Source organism: Mycobacterium sp. SMC-4, from assembly GCF_050205565.1.
Taxonomy (GTDB): Bacteria; Actinomycetota; Actinomycetes; order Mycobacteriales; family Mycobacteriaceae; genus Mycobacterium.
Genome location: NZ_JBNMQU010000009.1, coordinates 178,146 through 198,626 on the forward strand (window position 1 = coordinate 178,146; position 20,481 = coordinate 198,626).

General features: G+C 69.2%; 18 protein-coding genes. 13 read left to right on the forward strand and 5 right to left on the reverse strand.

The genetic code is table 11. The annotated features are described in order from the left end of the window. Positions 1-20: 20 nt before the first annotated feature. Positions 21-1,229: a CoA transferase gene (locus ACQI46_RS17275; RefSeq protein ID WP_427095242.1), complete on the forward strand. Its 1,209-nt coding sequence runs from the start codon at positions 21-23 to the stop codon at positions 1,227-1,229. After that, the gene (locus ACQI46_RS17280; protein ID WP_427095243.1) at positions 1,226-2,047 is read left to right on the forward strand and encodes an acyl-CoA thioesterase; all 822 of its coding nucleotides are present in this window, start codon (positions 1,226-1,228) and stop codon (positions 2,045-2,047) included. Before ACQI46_RS17275 ends, ACQI46_RS17280 begins: the two co-directional genes overlap by 4 nt. Here ACQI46_RS17280 and ACQI46_RS17285 read toward each other — a convergent pair. The 3 genes from ACQI46_RS17285 to aqpZ form a co-directional block, all read right to left on the reverse strand. Beyond that, the gene (locus ACQI46_RS17285; RefSeq protein ID WP_427095244.1) at positions 2,007-4,574 is read right to left on the reverse strand and encodes an AMP-binding protein; all 2,568 of its coding nucleotides are present in this window, start codon (positions 4,572-4,574) and stop codon (positions 2,007-2,009) included. The two genes, ACQI46_RS17280 and ACQI46_RS17285, sit on opposite strands and share 41 nt — an antisense overlap. Next, complete coding sequence (locus ACQI46_RS17290) at positions 4,571-5,407, reverse strand: DUF1206 domain-containing protein (protein WP_427095245.1); 837 nt, start codon at positions 5,405-5,407, stop codon at positions 4,571-4,573. Before ACQI46_RS17290 ends, ACQI46_RS17285 begins: the two co-directional genes overlap by 4 nt. Positions 5,408-5,481: 74 nt before the next feature. Then, positions 5,482-6,258 carry an aquaporin Z gene (gene aqpZ, locus ACQI46_RS17295; RefSeq protein WP_427095246.1) on the reverse strand — a complete coding sequence of 259 codons (777 nt, stop codon included), beginning with the start codon at positions 6,256-6,258 and terminating at the stop codon, positions 5,482-5,484. A gap of 192 nt (positions 6,259-6,450) precedes the next feature. Between aqpZ and ACQI46_RS17300 the strand changes: the two genes are divergently transcribed. The 6 genes from ACQI46_RS17300 to ACQI46_RS17325 all read left to right on the forward strand — a co-directional run bounded on the left by ACQI46_RS17300 (position 6,451) and on the right by ACQI46_RS17325 (position 12,508). After that, on the forward strand, positions 6,451-6,816 hold the full coding sequence (locus ACQI46_RS17300; RefSeq protein WP_427095247.1) for a YraN family protein: 366 nt from the start codon (positions 6,451-6,453) through the stop codon (positions 6,814-6,816). After that, complete coding sequence (locus tag ACQI46_RS17305; protein WP_427095248.1) at positions 6,816-8,321, forward strand: YifB family Mg chelatase-like AAA ATPase; 1,506 nt, start codon at positions 6,816-6,818, stop codon at positions 8,319-8,321. The genes ACQI46_RS17300 and ACQI46_RS17305 overlap by 1 nt, the downstream gene beginning before the upstream one ends. Next, positions 8,321-9,451, forward strand: coding sequence for a DNA-processing protein DprA (gene dprA / locus ACQI46_RS17310; protein WP_427095249.1), 1,131 nt, complete (start codon positions 8,321-8,323; stop codon positions 9,449-9,451). Before ACQI46_RS17305 ends, dprA begins: the two co-directional genes overlap by 1 nt. A 79-nt stretch (positions 9,452-9,530) precedes the next feature. After that, the gene (locus tag ACQI46_RS17315; protein ID WP_427095250.1) at positions 9,531-10,376 is read left to right on the forward strand and encodes a siderophore-interacting protein; all 846 of its coding nucleotides are present in this window, start codon (positions 9,531-9,533) and stop codon (positions 10,374-10,376) included. Positions 10,377-10,412: 36 nt separating this feature from the next. Beyond that, positions 10,413-11,573: a lactate 2-monooxygenase gene (locus ACQI46_RS17320; protein ID WP_427095251.1), complete on the forward strand. Its 1,161-nt coding sequence runs from the start codon at positions 10,413-10,415 to the stop codon at positions 11,571-11,573. A gap of 32 nt (positions 11,574-11,605) precedes the next feature. Then, positions 11,606-12,508 carry a tyrosine recombinase XerC gene (locus tag ACQI46_RS17325; protein WP_427095252.1) on the forward strand — a complete coding sequence of 301 codons (903 nt, stop codon included), beginning with the start codon at positions 11,606-11,608 and terminating at the stop codon, positions 12,506-12,508. Between the two features lies 1 nt (position 12,509). On the opposite strand, the gene ACQI46_RS17330 is transcribed toward ACQI46_RS17325, so the two are convergent. Together ACQI46_RS17330 and ACQI46_RS17335 are read right to left on the reverse strand one after the other, a co-directional pair. Beyond that, positions 12,510-13,472, reverse strand: a complete 963-nt coding sequence (locus ACQI46_RS17330; RefSeq protein ID WP_427095253.1) for a TIGR03621 family F420-dependent LLM class oxidoreductase — start codon at positions 13,470-13,472, stop codon at positions 12,510-12,512. Between the two features lie 9 nt (positions 13,473-13,481). Beyond that, a complete protein-coding gene (locus tag ACQI46_RS17335) occupies positions 13,482-13,985 on the reverse strand; it encodes a murein hydrolase activator EnvC family protein (RefSeq protein ID WP_427095338.1) in 504 nt (167 codons plus the stop codon). A gap of 256 nt (positions 13,986-14,241) precedes the next feature. Between ACQI46_RS17335 and rpsB the strand changes: the two genes are divergently transcribed. The 5 genes from rpsB (at position 14,242) to ACQI46_RS17360 (ending at position 20,479) form a co-directional block, all read left to right on the forward strand. Further along, entirely contained in the window at positions 14,242-15,075 is an 834-nt protein-coding gene (gene rpsB, locus ACQI46_RS17340) for a 30S ribosomal protein S2 (RefSeq protein WP_427095254.1), read from the forward strand. A gap of 11 nt (positions 15,076-15,086) precedes the next feature. After that, positions 15,087-15,914, forward strand: coding sequence for a translation elongation factor Ts (gene tsf / locus ACQI46_RS17345; RefSeq protein ID WP_427095255.1), 828 nt, complete (start codon positions 15,087-15,089; stop codon positions 15,912-15,914). Positions 15,915-16,260: 346 nt separating this feature from the next. Then, positions 16,261-17,748, forward strand: coding sequence for a sugar transferase (locus ACQI46_RS17350; protein ID WP_427095256.1), 1,488 nt, complete (start codon positions 16,261-16,263; stop codon positions 17,746-17,748). Between the two features lie 64 nt (positions 17,749-17,812). Then, a complete protein-coding gene (locus ACQI46_RS17355) occupies positions 17,813-19,228 on the forward strand; it encodes an amidase (protein WP_427095257.1) in 1,416 nt (471 codons plus the stop codon). 78 nt (positions 19,229-19,306) lie between these two features. Next, positions 19,307-20,479 carry an ABC transporter permease gene (locus tag ACQI46_RS17360; protein WP_427095258.1) on the forward strand — a complete coding sequence of 391 codons (1,173 nt, stop codon included), beginning with the start codon at positions 19,307-19,309 and terminating at the stop codon, positions 20,477-20,479. The last annotated feature ends 2 nt before the right edge of the window (positions 20,480-20,481 follow it).

A 20,481-nucleotide genomic window follows, 5' to 3' on the forward strand; every position in this document is an offset into this window, starting at 1 on the left:
GGCCTTGCTAGCTTGATCGGGTGACCGAATCAGCGCCTGACCCGGCGCGGCCGTTGGCCGGAGTGCGGGTAGTCGAGATCTCCAGTTTCGTTGCGGTGCCGTTGGCGGGGATGACGCTGGCGCAACTCGGCGCCGAGGTGCTGCGCGTCGATCCGGTGGGTGGGGCCGCCGACTACCGGCGGTGGCCGCTCACTGAATCGGGCGACAGCATCTACTGGGCCGGCCTGAACAAGGGCAAGCGGTCGCTGGCGGTCGACATGCGTTCGACCGAGGGCCAGGAGCTGGTTACCCGACTGGTGGCCGATGCGGGCGTGTTCATCACCAATGTCGCTGGCCGCCAATGGCATTCCTATGACGAATTGAGCAAGGCCCGGCCCGACCTGATCCACGTCGAGGTGTCCGGACGCCACGACGGTGGCACCGGCGTCGATTACACCGTCAACGCCGCCATCGGGTTCCCCCTGGTGACCGGCCCCGCCGAATTGACCACGCCGGTCAACCACGTGCTGCCTGCCTGGGACGTCAGTTGTGGTCTGTACGCGGCGCTGTCGGTGGTCACCGCGCTGCGGCACCGCGACGCCACCGGAAGCGGGCAGCGGATCAGCATCCCGCTGGAGAACGTCGCCCTGGCCACCGCAGGCAATCTCAGCCTGCTGACCGAAGCGATGGTCAACGGCACCTCCCGGCAACGCATCGGCAACTCCGTGTACGGCACCTACGGACAGAACTTCACCAGCAGCGACGGGGTGTCCTATATGGTCGTCGCGCTGACCGGACGTCACTTCCGCGACCTGACAACGCTGACCGGAACCACCGAAGCCGTTGCGGGCCTTGCAGAATCGCTCGGCGCGGACTTCTCCGACGAAGGGGAGCGGTACCGGCATCGAGATGCGTTGAGCGCGTTGTTCGCCGAATGGTTCACCGCGCGCACCGGTGCCGAGATCGCCGCGGCACTGTCTGAGACCTCGGTGCTGTGGGAGCGCTACCAGACCTTCGCCGAGACCGCCGCCGATCCGCGGGTGACCGACAACCCGCTGTTCACCGAGCTCGACCAGCCGCGGGTCGGCCGGCACCTGGCGGCGGGGCTGCCGGTGTCGATCGACGGCAGCTACCCGCCGGCCGTGCCGGCGCCCGCCCTCGGCGATGACACGGTCGCGGTGCTGGGGGACTGGCTGGCCCTGGACCGCACCCGGATCGACGATCTGTTCGCCTCGGGCACCGTCGCGTGAGCGTGCTGCCCGGTCTGCTCGAGGTCAGCGCAGTCGACGACGACACGTGGCGCGGCCCTGCCAGTGGGCCTGCCGGCAAGCGCGCCTACGGCGGACTGCTGGTGGCCCAGACCCTCGCGGCGGCGTGGCACACCGTCGACGCCTCGAAACAACCCACCGTGCTGCATCTGCAGTTCCTGCGCGGCGGCGACGCGGGGGAACCGGTCGACTACCGCGTCGAACGGGTCTACGACGGACGCACCGCCGCGGCGCGGCGCGTCGCGGCCACCCAGGCCGGGCGACTCCTGACCACCGCGACGGTGTCGTTCTCCGCGGCGCTGCCCGGACCAGAACACGGTCGGCGCGCCCCGAGTGCGGATCCGGAGATGCTGCCGGAGACCGGCCCGCCCGGCCCGGCGCCGTCACTGCCACTGGACGAACTCGACATTCGCATCGTCGACGAGGGCGTCGGTACCGCCGACTTCGTGCGACGCATGTGGTGGCGAACCACCGTGACCCTGCCGGACGACGCGCGGGTGCACACGCTGGTCGCCGCGTACGTCACCGACCTGTATCTGATCGATCCCGCGCTGCAGGTACACGGCCATTCGATGCGTGCGCGCACCCACCGCAGCGGCACCACCGACTCGTCGATGTGGCTGCACCGTCCGATCGTGGCCGACCGATGGAATGTGCTCGAGTGCCGGTCACCGGCCGGGGCGCGCGGGCGCGGCGTGGTGACCGCCGACCTGTTCGGCGCCGACGGCGTGGTCGCCGCCACCCTGGTTCAGGAAGGCCTCATCGCAGAGCGCGATCCGGCACCCGATCCGGCACCCTGACATCGCGCCGGCGCAGCCGGGCGCGTAGCGCCGTGACCGCGGCCGTCAACGCGACACCCACCAGAATCGAGGCGATCACCCCCGCCAGCCGGTGGGAACCGAACAGTGGGTAGACCTGGAAGTGCGTCAGGTACGTGTACAGCGACGCCTCGGCCACCACACCGGCGAGCGCGGCCACCGGCGCGGGACAACGCAGCGCGGGCAGCCAGATCAACAGCATCAGCCCGACCAGCACCAGCGCCCCGCGGTCGAGATCGTCGAAGTAGCCGATCAGACCGACGACGAGCACCGCGGTCACCGCGATGCGCTGCAGCACGGTGCGAGCCTTCGCCGCGGCCCATCCCAGCGCGAAGAACCAGAACGTCAGCATCGTGAACTTCGCGTCATGGTCGGCGCCCGGCCCGTAGCGCAGGAGCATCCCGACGGCGAGGAACACCGCGGCCACCGCGAACGGATACCTTCGCTCGGCTCGATCGAGCGCGGGCAGCCAGAACAGTACGGCCAGTGCCACCAGAGTCCACACCAGCACTTCGACGAACCACAGCCGCCCGGCGGTCATGCTGTCGGACGGGCCAAGGAACTTGTTGGCCAGCAACAGGTTTGACAGGTGATAGTCGTCGGTGATCAGCAGCGCCACCGACACCCACACCAGCGACGGGACGGCGATCCAGGCGATCGTGTTGCGCAGGTGCCGCATGCGAGCGGTGCGGGGAAGCGGCGTCAGACAGAACCGGCCGAAGTTGTAGCCGGCGACGCCGAGCAAGATGTGCGCGCCGCCCCACAGCTCGAACAACTCCGCGTGGGAGACGACGATCAGCACGATGGCCGCGGCGCGCAGCGCGACGCTGGTCTCCACAGTGCGGCCCCAGAGTCGGTGGCGCCGCCGCGGGGACAGGTCTTGCAGGGCTTGCAACTCGCGTAGGGGCATCTGCGGCCACTGCGCCGGAAGTCGGCCGAGCGTGCGTTCCAGGCGGACCGACATCGTCACATAGGACAGCGAGTTGCCGCCCAGGTCGACGAAGCTGGCGTCGCTGTCGATGTCGGCGGGATCGAGATGGAGCACCTCGGCGAACAACTCGCGCAGGTCGGTCGACCGGCTCTGCTCGCCTCGGGTTGCGGCATCCCCGGCCAGCGCGCGCGCCGTCGGATAGTCGGGCTTGCCCGAGGGCAACATCGGGAGCTCGTCGACCGTGACAACCAGGATTGCGTCCGGCGGGACGCCCGCGGCGGACGCCGCCGAGCGGCGCACCGTCGCCGCGTCGTGTTCGCCGGCGGCCACGACGGCCAGGTGGTCGTCGTGATCGGTACACAGCGCGGCGACACCGTCGACGCGCAGCGCGGCCTCCACCTGCTGCAGATCGATTCGCAGGCCGTACATCTTCACGAACCGGCTCTTGCGGCCCACGATTTCGTAGAGGCCGTCGGGGGCCTGCCGGGCCAGGTCGCCGGTGTGCAGGGCATCGACGGTGGGACCGTCAGCGAGGTCAGCGGAGCTTTCGGCGTATCCCATCATCACGTTGGGGCCGTGGTAGACGAGCTCGCCGACCTCGCCGTCGGCCCACTCGTCGCACTGTTCGAGGGTGAACGCGCCGCCTGGGATGGGCACCCCGATCGCTTCCGGCCGGGACTGCGCGAGATCCGGCGGCAGGTAGGCCATGCGTGCGGTCGCCTCGGTGGCGCCGTACATGACGAACAGGTCCCAGCCCCGCCGCTGCCCGACCTCGGCGAACCGGCGGACGCGATCGGCGGGCATCCGGCCCCCGGCCTGGGTCAGATAGCGCAGGTGCGGCAGGTCCATGGCCTCGAAGCCGATGCGTTCGAGCAGCTCGAACGTGTAGGGCACCCCGGCGAACGAGCTGCCTCGGTGCCGGCGGAACAACGCCCAGAACTGGTCGTCGGCCACGGAGCGATCGGTGAGGATCAGAGCCGCCCCGACCAGCAGGTGACTGTGCACCACCGACAGGCCGTAGCAGTACGACATCGGCAAGGTGGTCGCCGCGCGGTCGGTCTCACGGATGCCGAGGTAGTCGGCGATCGCGGCCGCATTGGACCGCAGGTTCGTGCGCGACAGCCGTACGAGCTTGGGGGAGCCGGTGCTGCCGGAGGTGGACAGCAGCAGGGCGAGGTCCTTGTGCAGGACGTGCGTGCCGTGCGAGCGGACCTGCACGCCTCCGGCGTCGATGACGACGTCAGGTCGGTACACGTCGACGAGGGCGCGGTGATCCCGTCCGGCGGCCACCGGCAGGACGACGTGGCCGCCGGCCAGTGCCCCGAGGTAGTGCACCAGGGTCGCGACGGTGTTGGATGTCTCGATCAACACCAGCTGACGGCGCGAACCCAGGTCAGCGGCGACTGCGGCGACCCGGTCGGCGAGGTCGCGATAGGTGAGCCGCTGCGTCTCGGTCAGGACTGCCGGTCGGTCGCCGTGTCTGCGCAGGTGCTCGATCAGCGGGCCCATGGGCCGCTCGGCGAACGCTGCGGTGACATGCCGCGACGATACCGCTGCCGCCGAAGCGGCTCTGTTCACATGCGGTTGTAGCGGCTCCGGATGAAGTTGAACACGCCGAAGGCGGCGATGCCCAGGGCGGCGGCGATCAGGAGGAACTTGCCGAACGGCGCTTCACCGAGGGTCTTGACCGCGGCGTCGAGACCGCTGGCCTTGGTCGGGTCGGCCTGGAGTGTGGCGACGACCACGAGGACCCCGGCGCCGCCGAGCACGACGCCTTTGGCGACGTAGCCGACCACACCGGCGACGGTGATCGCGGTGCTGCGGGAGACCTGCAGCTCGTCGAGGAACTTCTCCGACACACCCTTGTAGACGTGGTACGCGCCGACCGCGAGCACACCCGCGCCGACGGCCAGCAGCAGCGCTTTGCCCCACCCGGACTGCATCAGCTGTGCCGACATGCCCGTGTTCTGTTGGGTGCTGGACTGCCCGCTGCCCATCGCGAAACGCGCGGCCGAGAATGCGATCGCGAAGTTGACCACGGCCAACGCGACGGACTTGCCGCGCTTCCAGGCCGGGTTGTCGTCGCGGCCTGCTTCGCTGGGCTTGGAGCCGATGACGGCCTCGGCCAACCGCCACAGTCCCAGCGCGGCCAGCCCGATCGCGACCACCCACAGCATGATCGCGCCGCCGGTCTGACTGCCCAGGGTGGCCAGGGCGCCGGACTGGTCGGCGTTGCCGCCACCGCCGACGAACGCGAGCCGCCCGATGATGTAACCGACCAGCAGGTGCAGCACACCGCTGGCCGCGAAACCGGCGCGCGCGGTGTACTCGAAGGCCTTGCTGTCGGTGGCGCGATCGGCCGCTCCATGCGCCGAGCGGTGCAGCGACGCGGCTGAAGGTCGGGTGGTCATGGGTCCTCCTGGTCGACTGATGCGCCCGTATACCCCGGTTTTCCCGGCGGTGAAACCGCTGCCGCACCAGTACGTCAGCGGGCTTCGCCGACGTCGAGCGAGTCGTCGCGCACCGGCCGATCGGCGAGTTCCTCGCGGCGCCCGAACAGATAGGGATACGCCACCCCGGCGATAGCCGCGCCGATCAACGGCGCGAGCCAGAACACCCACAGCTGGGCCGGAGCGCCGTCCCCGTTGAAGAAGGCGACGCCTGTCGAACGCGCGGGATTGACCGAGGTGTTCGAGATCGGGATGGAGATGAGGTGAATCAGTGTCAACGTCAACCCGATTGCCAGGCCGGCGAATCCCTTCGGGGCGCGGTCGTCGGTGGCGCCGAGGATGACGAGCAGGAAGATGAACGTCAGCACGACTTCGGCGACGATCACCGCCCACAGCGAGTATCCGCCGGGGGAGTTTGCCCCGAATCCGTTGGCCGCCATGTTTCCCGTCGCTGTCCACCCGGTCTTGCCGCGGGCCACGATGTAGATCACCAGGCCGGCCAGCAGTCCGCCGAGGACTTGCGCGATCCAATAGGGCGCCAGCATCTTCCATTCCACGCGTCGCGCCAGCGCAGCGCCGAGGGTGACCGCGGGGTTGAAATGTCCGCCCGATACGGTGCCGAACGCGTAGACGCCGGAGAGTACGGTCAGCCCGAACGCGAGTGCGACCCCGGCGAAGCCGATCCCCAGCAGCAATCCCGCATCGTTCTCGAAGGTCGCGGCGAAGACCGCGCTCCCGCACCCGCCGAACACCAACCAGAAGGTGCCGATGGACTCAGCCGCAAGACGATGAACAATTGTGGGCTCGCGCATGGTGACACCGTGTCTTCTCGAGAGCTTCAGATGACCTCAGCGTGACACCCATGCGGCGTCGGCGGACCCGATACGGCAGAAACGTCCTCTCACAGAAATTGTGGATCTCTACAAGTGGCGCGATCTGGGGATGAACTCGGCTCTGGGGAACGATTTCCGGCTTTGTCGGGAACATCGAGCACAGTTGCGTTCATGACCGGAACACAGAGTCGCGGCGAGCTCGGGGCGTGGGGCGAGCAGGTGGCGGTGCACTATTTGCAGCGTCGGGGTTTGCGTGTGCTGGAACGTAATTGGCGGTGTCGGTACGGAGAGCTCGACATCGTCGCCGTCGACGCGGGCACGGTGGTTTTCGTCGAGGTCAAGACGCGCACGGGGAATCAGTTCGGGGAGGCGGTCACCGCGGTCACCCCGGCGAAGGTGCGGCGGTTGCGTCGGCTGGCGGGTTTGTGGCTGGCCGCTCAGGAGCGCAGCTGGGCGCAGGTGCGTATCGATGTGATCGGTATCCGGGTGGGTCGGCGTCGCGAACCGGAGATCACCCATCTGCAGGCGGTGGCGTGATGGCGCTGGGACGGGCGTTCTCGGTCGGGGTGCGCGGTGTGGACGGGGTGATCGTCGAGATCGAGGCCCACATTGCCGGCGGCCTTCCGGGCGTTTATCTGGTGGGTTTGGGCGACACCGCGCTGCGGGAGTCGCGAGATCGGGTGCGGGCGGCCATTTCTTATTGCAAGTTCGAGTGGCCGCAGACCCGGTTGACGCTGGCGTTGTCCCCGGCGACGCTGCCCAAGGTCGGTTCGGGCTATGACCTGGCGCTGGCCACCGTCGTGCTGGCCGCCCAGGGCAAGAAATCGTGGCCGCGCCTGGAGAAGACGGTGCTGCTGGGTGAGCTCGCCCTCGACGGGCGGGTGCGCGCGATCCACGGGGTCCTACCGGCGGTGCTGGCTGCCCGCAAGCACGGTTGGCCGGCGGTGGTGGTGCCCATCGACAATTTGGCCGAGGCGAGCCTGGTCGACGGTATCGAGGTATGGGGTGCGCGCAGCCTCCCGCAGGTGCACACCTGGCTGCTCGGCAAGGGCGACCTCGATGCACGCATCGACAGACCGGCGCAGAGCACGGACGCCGCGGCGGATCTGGCCGACGTGGTGGGCCAACCGGAGGCCCGCTTCGCCGTCGAGGTGGCCGCCGCCGGCGCGCACAACCTGATGATGACCGGACCGCCGGGCATCGGGAAAACCATGCTGGCCCAACGTCTCCCGGGGCTTCTGCCGCCGCTGTCGCACACCGAGGCGCTCGAGGTCACCGCCATCCACTCGGTCGCCGGGCTGCTCAGTGAAGATGCCCCGCTGATCACCCGTCCGCCGTTCGTCGCACCCCACCACACCTCCAGCGTCGCCGCCCTCGTCGGCGGCGGCGCCGGGATGGCGCGCCCCGGCGCGGTCAGCCGGGCCCACCGCGGCGTGCTGTTCCTCGACGAATTCGCCGAGATCAACACCAGTGCACTCGAGGCGCTGCGAACCCCCTTGGAGGACGGACAGATCCGGTTGGCGCGCCGCGACGGTGTGGCCGTCTACCCCTGCCGTTTCCAATTGGTGCTCGCGGCCAATCTGTGTCCGTGCGCACCGCCGGATCCACGCGACTGCCAATGCGGTGCGGCAGAACGCCGGCGCTACCGCAGCAGGCTGTCGGGACCGCTGCTCGACCGCGTCGATCTGCGCACCGAGATGCACACCTTGAAGGCCGGCCCGTTCGTCGACGAAGCGGGGGAGACCACTTCAGCTGTGCGGGAACGGGTCTGGAATGCCCGCCAGGCCGCGGCGGAGCGGTGGCGACCCTATGGCATCGTGACCAACGCCGAAGCAGGCGGCACACTGCTGCGTCGCAAGTTCCGGTTGAGTACCGACGCCATGGCGCCGGTACGGACCGCCGTCGACCGCGGCGCGTTGAGTATCCGCGGCATGGACCGCACGCTTCGGGTCGCGTGGACGCTGGCCGATCTGGGCGGGCGGACGTCACCGACGCGGCAGGACGTGGCCGCGGCGCTGAGCTTCCGGCAGGGGACGCACTGATGGACACCGCTGAACGACGCGCGTGGGCCTACCTCTCGCGGGTGTGCGAGCCGCCCCAGCCGTTGCTCGCCGAACTCGTACGCGCCGCGGGGCCGGTCGAGGCAGCGGGGCACATCCGTGCGCGCGACGTGTCCGACGAGCTCTTGCGAGCCACCGAGGCACGCCACGAAATCAGCTCGGAAGACACCGATTTGGAGGTGCTCGACCGGCTGGGTGGGCGTTTGATCACCGCGCAGGACGACGAATGGCCGCATCTGGCGTTCGCCTCATTCGCGCTCCCGGCGCTCGCGGACAGGCAGTGGGGTCATCCTCCGCTGGTGCTGTGGGCGGTGGGGCCGTCGCATCTGGCCGACGTCGCGGCACGCTCGGCGGCGCTGGTCGGCACGCGCGCGGCCAGCGCGTACGGCGAGCACGTGACCGCCGAGTTCACCTCCGGCCTGGTCGAGAAGGACGTCGCGGTGATCTCCGGCGGCGCCTACGGCATCGACGGAGTGGCCCACCGCACCGCGCTGGCCTGCGAAGGAGAGACCGTCGCGGTGCTGGCCGCCGGCATCGACGTGCCCTACCCGTCGGGACACTCGGCCCTACTGCATCGCATCGGGCGCAGCGGTCTGGTGCTCACCGAGTATCCGCCGGGCCTGCGACCCACGCGGCGGCAGTTCCTGGCCCGCAACCGCCTGGTCGCCGCACTGAGCGGAGCAACCGTCGTCGTCGAGGCCGGCGTGCGCAGCGGAGCGGCCAACACCGCGGCATGGGCGCGCGCGCTCGGCCGGCAGGTGTGCGCGGTACCGGGGCCGGTGACTTCGGCCACGTCGGCCGGATGCCACAACCTGATCGCCGGCGGTGCGGCCACGCTGGTGACCCGCGCTGCCGAGGTGGTCGAAGCCGTCGGCCGCATGGGGGAGCTGGCGCCCGATCCCGAGCGGCCGACCACCGATCTGGACGGGCTCGATGACACCGAATTGACTGTGTACGAGGCGCTGCCGCGCCGCGGCGCGCGCACCGTCGGTGAGATCGCGATCCTGGCCGGCCTGCCGATGGCCGAGGTCCTGGGCGCGCTGGCCATGCTCGACGTGCGCGGTTTGATCCGGCAGGAGGAGGGCAACTGGAAGCTGACGACGCGAGGCTGAGCCGGCAGGGCCGACCCTGCCGCGGCCGCGGCGCTCGTATAGTCGCAGGCAAAGCCGTCAGCAGTGGAGGTTGATTCAAGTGGCAGGCCGTCCCGTGCACACTTTCCAAGTGGTGCGCACCGAACAGATCGCACCGCACATGATGCGAGTGGTGCTCGGCGGCACAGGGTTTGACACCTTCACTCCGAACGAATACACCGACGCCTACGTCAAGCTGGTCTTCGTCGACGACGACCTGGATGTCAGCGGCCTCGAACAACCGCTGACCCTCGACAGCTTCAACGCCCTTCCCGAGCCGAAACGGCCGGTGGTGCGGACGTACACCGTGCGCCGCGCCGACACCGAGCGCCGCGAACTGACCATCGACTTCGTCGTCCACGGCGAACACGGGGTCGCCGGGCCGTGGGCGGCCAACGCGACTCCCGGCCGGCGGCTCTTCGTCATGGGACCCAGCGGCGCGTTCGCGCCCGACCCGGCCGCCGACTGGTATCTGTTCGCCGGTGACGAGGCCGCCCTACCGGCGATCGGCGCAGCTCTGGAAGCGTTGCCCGACAATGCGATTGGTCGCGTGTTCATCGAGGTCGCCGGACCGGAAGACGAAATCGAGCTGACCGCACCCGAAGGGGTCGAGGTGCGGTGGATCTACCGCGGCGGCCGTGCCGACCTGGTCGGTGAGGAAATCGCCGGTGATCACGCCCCGTTGATCGCCGCGGTCAAGGAGACGCCGTGGCTGCCCGGGCAGGCGCAGGTGTTCATCCACGGTGAAGCGCAGGCCGTGATGCACAACCTGCGGCCCTATGTGCGCAAGGAACGCGGCATCGACGCCAAGTGGGCATCCTCGATCTCGGGATACTGGCGCCGCGGGCGCACCGAAGAGACCTTCCGGCAGTGGAAGCGCGAACTGGCCCAGGCCGAAGCCAATTAGCCGTGCCCGCGCGGGTGTCGATGGCAGGCTGACGCCATGACCTTCGGTAACTACCAGCTCGAGATCTACCTGCAGGGCCTGTCCGGCATCATGCCGACGCTGCCGATGGACTACGCCGGTTGGGAAGCCAAGGCCGAGGTCGCGATGCCGCCGTCGATCTGGTCCTACGTCGCCGGCGGCGCCGGTGACGAGCACACCCAGCGCGTCAACCGCACCGCGTTCGACCGCTGGGGGCTGATGCCGCGCATGCTCGTCGGCGCCACCGAACGCGACCTGACCGTCGAGCTGTTCGGCCTGACGTTGCCCTCGCCGCTGTTCATGGCGCCCGTCGGGGTCATCGGCATCTGCGCCCAGAACGGGCACGGCGACCTGGTCACCGCGCGCGCGGCGGCCCGCACCGGCGTACCGATGATGGTGTCCACCCTGACCGAGGATCCGCTCGAAGACGTCGCCGCCGAATTCGGCGACACCCCCGGGTTCTTCCAGCTCTACACCCCGGCCGACCGTGATCTCGCGGCCAGCTTCGTCCACCGCGCCGAAGCCGCCGGCTACAAGGCGATCGTCGTCACCCTCGACACCTGGATCCCGGGCTGGCGGCCCCGCGACCTGGCCACCTCGAACTTCCCACAGCTGCGCGGACGGTGCCTGGCCAACTACACCAGCGACCCCGTCTTCCGCGCCGCGCTGGCCCAGCCGCCCGAAGAGAACCCCCAGGGCACCGTGTTGCAGTGGGTCCAGCAGTTCGGCGACCCGCTGACCTGGGACGACCTGCCTTGGCTGCGGTCGCTGACCGACCTGCCCCTGATCCTGAAGGGCATCTGCCACCCCGACGACGTCCGCCGCGCCAAAGACGGCGGTGTCGACGGCATCTACTGCTCCACGCACGGCGGGCGCCAGGCCAACGGCGGGCTGCCCGCGCTGGACTGCCTACCGGGCGTGGTCGAAGCCGCCGACGGGCTGCCCGTGCTGTTCGACTCGGGCATCCGCAGCGGCGCCGACATCGTCAAGGCGCTGGCGCTGGGCGCCACGGCGGTCGGGGTGGGTCGCCCCTACACCTACGGCCTGGCCATCGGTGGTGAGGACGGCGTGGTGCACGTGCTGCGGTCGCTGCTGGCCGAGGCCGATCTGATCATGGCCGTCGACGGCTACCGCAGCCTCGCCGAACTCACCCCCGACGTGCTGCGGCGCGTCGGCTGACCCACCGCCGGAGCGTCTGCCACGGTAGGGCGGTGGACGCCGTGCTCGACGAATTCGACCAGTACCTGGCGCTGCAGCGAGGTCGCTCGGAGCACACCCGCCGCGCCTACCGCGGCGATCTGCGCGCACTGCTCGACTTCGTCGACGAACGCAACCCCGGCGCCGGGCTGCACGGTCTCACCCTCCCGCTGCTGCGGTCCTGGCTGGCCACCCAGGCCGCCGCCGGCGCCGCACGCTCGACACTGGCCCGACGCACCTCCGCGGTGAAGACCTTCACCACCTGGGCGGTGCGACGGGGCCTGCTCAGCGAGGATCCCGCCACCCGGCTGCAGATGCCCAAGGCGCGCCGGACCCTGCCCGCGGTGCTGCGCCAGGACCAGGCGCTCGATGCCCTCGACGCCGCGAAATCCGGTGCCCAACAGAATGATCCGCTCGCACTGCGAGATCGTCTGATCGTCGAGATGCTCTACGCCACCGGTATCCGGGTCAGCGAGCTGTGCGGACTGGACATCGACGACGTCGACACCCCGCGACGGCTGCTGCGGGTACTCGGCAAGGGCAACAAGCAGCGCACCGTGCCCTACGGCGAACCCGCCGACGCCGCGCTGACGGCGTGGCTGACCGACGGACGGCCCCACCTGGTGACCAGCCGGTCCGGTCCCGCGCTGCTGCTCGGCGCGCGCGGCGGACGGCTGGACCCGAGGCAGGCCCGCACCGTCGTGCACCAGACGGTGTCGGCCGTCGACGGCGCGCCGGACATCGGCCCGCACGGGCTGCGGCACAGCGCCGCCACGCATCTGCTCGAGGGGGGCGCCGATCTTCGGGTGGTTCAGGAGTTGCTGGGGCACTCGTCGCTGGCGACCACGCAGCTCTACACCCACGTCAGCGTCGCGCGGCTGCGCGCCGTGCACGACCAGGCCCACCCGCGGGCCTGAATCACCGCAGCAAGGCGATGACCTCGGCGAGATCGGGGAGAGCCGACGGCCGACCCGCCCACTCGTCGAACACCGTCCAGTAACTGATCCCCAAGCGGCGTTGCCGCTCGGACAGCGTCTCGGCCATCTGCTCGTGGGTGCCCAACAGCACGAACGGCGAGTCCAGCAGCAACTCCGCCGGAACACCGAGCTGGGCCGCCAGCGCGTCGGCCGTGGCCGCCCGATCCTTGGTACACACCACCACCTGGATGAGCGCGTTCAACTCGATCTGCTCGAACCGGTCGCCGGCCGCGGCGCGCACCACCGCGATGCGGTCGGCCAGCCCGGCGCTGGAGAAGTGGGAGAACCGCACCTCGGTGGCGTCACGGTTGTGACTGATCCCGGCCAGACCGACGATGTCGGCGACGCGCCCGGCCAGCTGTAGCACCCGGGTGCCGTTCCCGCCGATCAGCAGCGGCACCGGCGCGCCCGGCGCCGGAGTCAACGTCGCCGCTTCCGCGTGCACCCGGTAGTGCTCACCGTCGACGTGCACCTCCGCGCCGGCCAGCAGCGCCCGCACCACCGCGACCGACTCGATCAGCCGGTCCACCCGGCCGGCACCGCTGTCGAAGCGCAGACCGGCGGCGTCGTACTCGCTCTTCATGTGTCCGGCACCCAGGCCCAGCTCGAACCGACCGCCGCTGACCTCCGACAACGTCGCGGCCTCCCGCGCGATCAGCACCGGATGATGGAAGTCGTTGTTGAGCACCAACGTGCCGACCCGCAGACGTTCGGTCGTCAGAGCCGCCGCCGCGGCACCGGTGAACGGCGCCAGCGCCGGGGCCAGATGGTCGGCGAAGGTCAGGACGTCGACCCCGGCCGCCTCCACCGACTGCGCGAAGGCACGCCAGGCGGCACCCTGCCGGGGCAGCGCCGTGGTCATGCCGAAACGCGGACGGCGGCTGCGGTGAGCTTCGGTGGTCATGATTTGACGTTAATCGCCGCTGCCACCCAGGGGTTTGAGTCGAATGGGTGTGCTCGCCAACAGGCCCAGAGGATCGACGTAGTCCGCCCGCGCGGCGGGACCCCACATCGCACCCCAGTGCAGGCACGCCGCCGCAGCAGCACAGCCGGCATGGCCGGCCACGAGCTCTCCGATCGCAGTGCCCGCCGCGACCGTCTGCCCGGCCCGCACCGACGGGCGCACCGGCTCGTAGCTGCTGCGCAACCCACCCGGATGCGCGATCGACACCAACGGCCGGCCGGCCAGCTCGCCGGCGTAGACGACCACGCCCGCTGCGGCCGAGTACACCGGCTGGCCGGCGTGGGCGGCCAGGTCGACGCCACGGTGCCCGCGCTGCCAGTTGGGGTCGGGGGCGTCGAAGACACGCACCACCGTCGGGCGCGGCCGCAGCGGCCAACCGAACCGGGTGTCGTCGGCCCCCGCCGGCGCAGCCCACAGCAACGCGCACGCCAACACCACCCCGAAAGTCCGCATCATCGCAGTTCAGCGGATCCCGATACGCTGACACCAGCCGCGATCGCGGCACCTGTGGACGGCGTCGACGATGGTCAGAACCACCCTGTTCAGCGTGTAAACTGCTTACCGCAACTCGCTTTGCGGGTTGACTTCGCGCGTCTGCAATACCTGTGTGTCGGGTGGTCCCCTTCGGGGGTCCGGCACCGAAGCAGTCGCCAGGGTCCGGCTCACCCGATGCCGGACGACAACCGACAACACAAGAGGTATGTCCACCATGGCTGTCGTAACCATGAAGCAGCTGCTTGACAGCGGCGCCCACTTCGGGCACCAGACTCGACGCTGGAACCCGAAGATGAAGCGGTTCATCTTCACCGACCGCAACGGCATCTACATCATCGACCTGCAGCAGACGCTGACCTACATCGACAAGGCGTACGAGTTCGTCAAGGAGACGGTCGCGCACGGCGGTTCGATCATGTTCGTCGGCACCAAGAAGCAGGCGCAGGAATCCATCGCCGAAGAGGCGACCCGCGTCGGCATGCCGTACGTGAACCAGCGCTGGCTGGGCGGCATGCTCACCAACTTCTCCACCGTGCACAAGCGCCTCCAGCGCCTCAAGGAACTCGAGGCCATGGAGCAGACCGGTGGGTTCGAGGGTCGCACCAAGAAGGAAATCCTGATGCTGACCCGCGAGAAGAACAAGCTGGAGCGTTCGCTCGGCGGTATCCGCGACATGCAGAAGGTGCCTTCGGCGATCTGGGTCGTCGACACCAACAAGGAGCACCTCGCGGTCGCCGAAGCGCGGAAGCTCAACATCCCGATCATCGCGATCCTCGACACCAACTGCGATCCCGACCTGGTCGACTACCCGATCCCGGGCAACGACGATGCCATCCGCTCCGCCGCGCTGCTGACGAAGGTGATCGCCTCCGCGGTCGCCGAGGGTCTGCAGGCCCGCGCCGGTGCCGGCAAGGCCCAGGCCGAGGACGCCGGTGCCGAGCCGCTGCCCGAGTGGGAGCAGGAACTGCTGGCCGGCGCCACCGCGGCCGCGCCCGGCACGCCCGAGGCCGAGATCCACACCGAACCCACGACCACCCCGAACCCGTAGGGAAGGCTCATATGGCTAACTACACCGCTGCTGACGTCAAGCGTCTTCGTGAGCTGACCGGTGCCGGAATGCTGGACTCGAAGAACGCTCTGGTGGAGGCCGAGGGTGACTTCGACAAGGCGATCGAACTGCTGCGCATCAAGGGCGCCAAGGACGTCGGCAAGCGCGCTGAGCGCGCCACCGCCGAGGGTCTGGTCGCCGCCAAGGGCGGCGCTCTGATCGAGCTGAACTCCGAGACCGACTTCGTCGCCAAGAACGGCGAGTTCCAGGCGCTGGCCGATCAGATCGTCGCCGCGGCCGCCGAGGCCAAGGCCGGCGATGTCGACTCGCTCAAGGCCGTCAAGCTCGGCGACTCCACGGTCGAGCAGGCCATCGCCGACCTGTCGGCGAAGATCGGCGAGAAGCTCGAGCTGCGTCGCGCCATCTACTTCGACGGCACGGTCGAGACCTACCTGCACAAGCGCGCTGCGGACCTGCCGCCCGCGGTGGGTGTGTTGGTCGAGTACCAGGCCGGCGACGCCGACAAGGGCACCGCGGCCGCGCACGCGGTCGCGCTGCAGATCGCCGCGCTGAAGGCCAAGTACCTCAGCCGTGAGGACGTCCCCGAGGACATCGTCGCCAACGAGCGGCGTATCGCCGAGGAGACCGCCCGCAACGAGGGCAAGCCCGAGCAGGCCCTGCCCAAGATCGTCGAGGGCCGCGTGACCGGTTTCTACAAGGACGTCGTGCTGCTGGACCAGCCGTCGGTGTCCGACAACAAGAAGACCGTGAAGGCGCTGCTCGACGAGGCCGGCGTGACCGTGACGCGGTTCGTCCGCTTCGAGGTCGGTCAAGCCTGAGTCGCTGAACCCCTGCAGGGCCCCCGAGACATCGTCTCGGGGGCCCTGTTCTTTCTCCGATCGGCGACGGGCGACGGATTCCGCAGGTCGGCGCGTGGAGACAGGAACCTCTCACCTGGTTCGGTCGTGGTTGCTGGATTCGCGTGCCGATGCTGGTGAGCGACCACTCGGGTGACCGACGTCTCACCGCATCCTTTGCAGGAAAGCGGCACGGCAGTATCCAGCAAATTTCATGGCTAACTCGATTACCAACTCGTGAAGCTGAAACCGCCTGAACGTTACGGAATTCGGTAGGTACCCAGTTAATCTGGCCGTATGCCCCTGGCTAGAAATCACCGTGGTTCTGGTGACAGACACAGTTGATATTCGCCCGCCGGCAAACGCGGCTGTTGGCGGAGAGTCCGGAACTGAGGTTGCAGCTGATCTCGGCCAGCTACGGAAATCCAGGGCTTGGGAACGGGTTGTCGGTCCGCTCGTGGATCTGACGACCGCCTCGGTGGCGGTGGCGCTGGGTTTGAGCTGGGCGACGCGACTCGGTTACGACCTGCCGCCGATGTGGATGCTGTGGTTCTTCGCGCCGACCATCGTGACGATGATGGCGCTTCGGGGCCTCTACCGGCGGTCGCTTCAACGCACGTTTCTCGACGAATTCCCGACCATTCAGGCGGTCACGGCGTTGGCGGCCGTTCTGTTGCTGTCCGGCCTCGTGTCGAACCCCGTCGTGTCTGAATCGGCTGACGACGCCGTGGCCCGCATGTGGATGTGTGCGGCGGTCCTCGTCCCGCTCGGCCGCCTGCTGTGGTTCTGGGTCAAGCGGCGCCTGCTTCGACGAGATGTCCTGACAGCGCCGACGTTGATCGTCGGCAACGGTCGTATCGCCGCCAAGGTCGTCGATCGCCTGGCGATCAAGCCGGAGTACGGACTACGCCCCGTCGGGTTGGTCGACGACGAGTTGCCGTGGCGGGGTGCCGGTGACGACTCGTTCTCGACCATCCAGCATTTGGGCACACTGGATCAGCTCGACGACTTGATCACCCTCACGGGCGCCGAGTGCATGATCGTCGCGTTCTCCCGCACCCGCGACGATGCGATGTCCGCGGCGGTCAGGACTGCGCAGAACCGCGGGGTGGCGGTGTGGATCGTGCCTCGCATCTTCGACACCATCGGCGTGCACGCCCGCATCGACCACATCGGCGGTCTGCCGTTGATTGCCGCCACCCGGACCGATCCGCGCGGATGGCAGTTCACGGCCAAGCACATCTCCGACCGCATAGTCGCCTGCGTGGGCCTGCTGGCGATCGCACCCATTTTCCTGACCCTGATGCTGCTCGTGCGGTTGAGTTCGCCCGGTCCGATCTTCTTCGGCCAGCCGCGGATCGGGCGCGACGGGCGGGTGTTCCGCTGCCTCAAGTTCCGATCGATGCGTCCGCCCGCAGCATCCGACGCGACCTTCACGCTGGACGCCGACTCAGCGCCGGGTGGGGTGGAAGGCGAGGATCGTCGTACCAGGATCGGCAAGATCCTGCGGGCCACCTCACTGGACGAACTGCCGCAACTGATCAACGTCATCCGGGGTGAGATGAGCCTGGTCGGACCGCGGCCGGAACGACCCGAATACGTCGACCTGTTCAACGCGCAGATCGCACGCTACGGCGACCGGCACCGCGTGAAGGCCGGCATCACCGGTTGGGCGCAGGTGCACGGCCTGCGGGGTCAGACATCGATCGCCGACAGGGCCGAGTGGGACAACTTCTACATCGAGAACTGGTCGCTGTGGCTGGACATGAAGATCCTGGCCATGACGGTCGGCGCGGTCCTGCGCCGCGCGGAGTGACCGTCGGACCTTACCTGCGCCGACGCACCCCGCAGCGCCGGTACGCTTTGGTACCGTCAGGCGCATGGATCGAGTTTCGGCGTTCGCCGACGACGCGCTCGGGGACCACGACGCCGTCGGTGTCGTCGAGGCGCTGCGGCGCGGAGACGTGTCGGCCCCGGAGGTCATCGACGCGGCCATCGCCCGCGTCGAGGCGGTGAACCCGACCCTCAACGGACTGGCTTTCCAGGCGTTCGACCGCGCCCGCGCCCGGGCGGCCCAGCGACACCCGTTCGGCGGCTTCTTCGACGGCGTGCCCAGCTTCGTCAAAGACAACGTCGCCGTCGCGGGCATGCCGACGATGAGCGGCACTGATGCCTGGGAACCGCGTCCGGCCGCCGACAACGGTGACTTCGCGCGCACCTACCTGGCGACCGGACTGGTCCCGCTGGGAAAGACGGCCCTGTCGGAATTCGGTTTCAGCGCCTCGGCCGAACACCCCCGCCTGGGGCCGGTGCGCAATCCGTGGAACCCCGAATTCACCGCGGGCGCCTCCTCGTCCGGGTCGGGGGCGTTCGTCGCGGCCGGTGCGGTCCCGATCGCCCACGCCAACGACGGCGGCGGTTCCATCCGAATCCCCGCCGCCTGCAACGGTCTGGTCGGGCTCAAACCGTCGCGCGGTCGACTTCCGTTGGACCAGGACATGCGGCAGATGCCGCTACGCATCGTGCACAACGGCGTGGTGACCCGCACGGTGCGCGACACCGCGGCGTTCTACCGCGAGGCAGAACGCGTCATGGCCAACCCCAAGCTGCCGTCGGTCGGCGACGTCACCGGTCCCGGCGCACAGCGCCTACGCATCGCGGTGTGCACCGAATCCATTGAGCGCCAAGCCAGTCCGGAGATCAGCGCCCTGACCCTGGACACGGCGAAACTCCTCGAGAGCCTCGGTCATCCGATCGAGATCATCGACAACCCGGTGCCGCAGCACTTCGTCGACGATTTCCTGCTCTACTGGGCGTTTCTCGCGTTCGCGCTCGTGCGCGGCGGGCGTCGCAGCTTCGGGCCCAGCTTCGACCGGGACCGGCTGGACAACCTGACCCGCGGCCTGGAGTCCCACGCCGCGCGCCGCCTGCACCGGCTACCCGGGGCGATCGCGCGATTGGCGCGGATCCGGCGCATCACCTCACGGCTGCACGAGGACTTCGACGTCGTGCTGATGCCCACGCTGGCCGACGTCACCCCGCGCATCGGCCACCTCGACCCGACCGCGCCCTACGAACAGGTCATCGAGCGGCTCACCGACTGGGTCGCGTTCACCCCGCTGCAGAACGCGACCGGCGAACCCGCGATCTCGCTGCCGTTGGCGCGATCAGCGTCGGGACTGCCGGTCGGCATGATGTTCTCCGCACCGCTGGGCGCCGACGCCCGGCTGCTGGAACTGGCCTACGAACTCGAACAGGCGCGGCCGTGGCCGCAGATCGCGGACACGCCGACGTAACGGGGCACCGGCGCTGTTAACAGCGCCGACACCACAGGCGGCGCTGACCGAAATCTTTCGCTTCCACGATCCCTTCTCGTGGAGACCAGTCAGGTCGACAGCGCAACCGTCGGTCGATCGCCGCAGATCCCAACAGGTTCCGGCAACACGTTCGTGTACCTGGTGCGGTTCGCGCTGGCCAACATCGGCCGTCGCCCGGAACGATTCGTACTGTCCGTGGTGGGAATCGCTTTGGCGATCGCGTGCGTGACGATCGTGCGGACCATCTCGGCGGGGTTCGCCACGACCGGGGCCGACTCGATCGTCGACGTGCTGGACGGTGCGCAGCTGTGGGTGGTCCCGGCCGCGGGTGTGCACTACGACGCCGACACCCGGGCACTGATCGCCGACGGCCCGGCCCCGGCGCTCACCGTCCCCGCCGGGTGGACTGCCCGCCGTGTGCTGTCCGGGATCGCCGAGGTCAACGGCCAGCCGGTCTCGCTGCGCGGCATCACCGAAACAGCCAGTGACACCGCGGTTGTCGGCTCAGACCTGGCCGCCCGGCTCGACGTGCACGAGGGTGACGACATCGTCCTGGCCGGTCACCGGATGCAGGCCCGGATCGACGGCTCCGGCGAGTCCGTGACGGTGCCGACAGCCGTGGCCGAGGCCGCGGTGGGAGACCACGGTTGGTGGGTGGTCACGGCCCCGCCGAACCAGGAGAACAGCCGTGCGCTGGCGCAGAACTTCAGCGCGGCAGTGGGTCTCCCGGCCACCGCGGACCCGGCGGTGCGGCCGGAACCCGATGGTGCGGGACTGATCTACGACACCGTCGGCGGTTCGGGCCCGCTGAACTTCGAACAGAAGTACTCGGCGTTGTTCTCCGGGAAGGTGACCGGCTCCGCGCTGGGGCTGATCTCCACGATCGGGCTGGCGCTGGGGTTCGTGATCGCGGTGTCGTCGTTTTTGGCCGCGGTCACCGAACGACGCCGCGAGTTCGGCATCATGTCCAGCATCGGGCTGGCCGACGAAGTGCTGTACTTCTTCCTCGTCGAATCGGCGATCGTGTTCCTGGTCGCCTGCGTCCTGGGCATCGGTACCGCGGGAATCGTTGTCGCACTTGTCGTCCCGGGTATGGCGAGCGTGACGGCATGGCTGCAGGCCGCCGCGTTGACCGCGATGTTCCTGCCGGCGATGGCCATCGTGGGTGCGCTCGTCCCGGTCCACCGACTGTTGCAGCAGCGCCCGGTCACCCTCCTCGGAGGGCACTGAGC

Coding starts and splice junctions, on each gene's coding strand:
- ACQI46_RS17305 (WP_427095248.1), top strand. CDS start 6,816: ATGGCGCTGGGACGGGCGTTCTCGGTCGGGGTGCGCGGTGTGGACGGG.
- tsf (WP_427095255.1), top strand. CDS start 15,087: ATGGCTAACTACACCGCTGCTGACGTCAAGCGTCTTCGTGAGCTGACC.
- rpsB (WP_427095254.1), top strand. CDS start 14,242: ATGGCTGTCGTAACCATGAAGCAGCTGCTTGACAGCGGCGCCCACTTC.
- ACQI46_RS17330 (WP_427095253.1), bottom strand. CDS start 13,472: ATGACCACCGAAGCTCACCGCAGCCGCCGTCCGCGTTTCGGCATGACC.
- ACQI46_RS17290 (WP_427095245.1), bottom strand. CDS start 5,407: ATGACCACCCGACCTTCAGCCGCGTCGCTGCACCGCTCGGCGCATGGA.
- dprA (WP_427095249.1), top strand. CDS start 8,321: ATGGACACCGCTGAACGACGCGCGTGGGCCTACCTCTCGCGGGTGTGC.
- aqpZ (WP_427095246.1), bottom strand. CDS start 6,258: ATGCGCGAGCCCACAATTGTTCATCGTCTTGCGGCTGAGTCCATCGGC.
- ACQI46_RS17300 (WP_427095247.1), top strand. CDS start 6,451: ATGACCGGAACACAGAGTCGCGGCGAGCTCGGGGCGTGGGGCGAGCAG.
- ACQI46_RS17320 (WP_427095251.1), top strand. CDS start 10,413: ATGACCTTCGGTAACTACCAGCTCGAGATCTACCTGCAGGGCCTGTCC.
- ACQI46_RS17335 (WP_427095338.1), bottom strand. CDS start 13,985: ATGCGGACTTTCGGGGTGGTGTTGGCGTGCGCGTTGCTGTGGGCTGCG.
- ACQI46_RS17355 (WP_427095257.1), top strand. CDS start 17,813: ATGGATCGAGTTTCGGCGTTCGCCGACGACGCGCTCGGGGACCACGAC.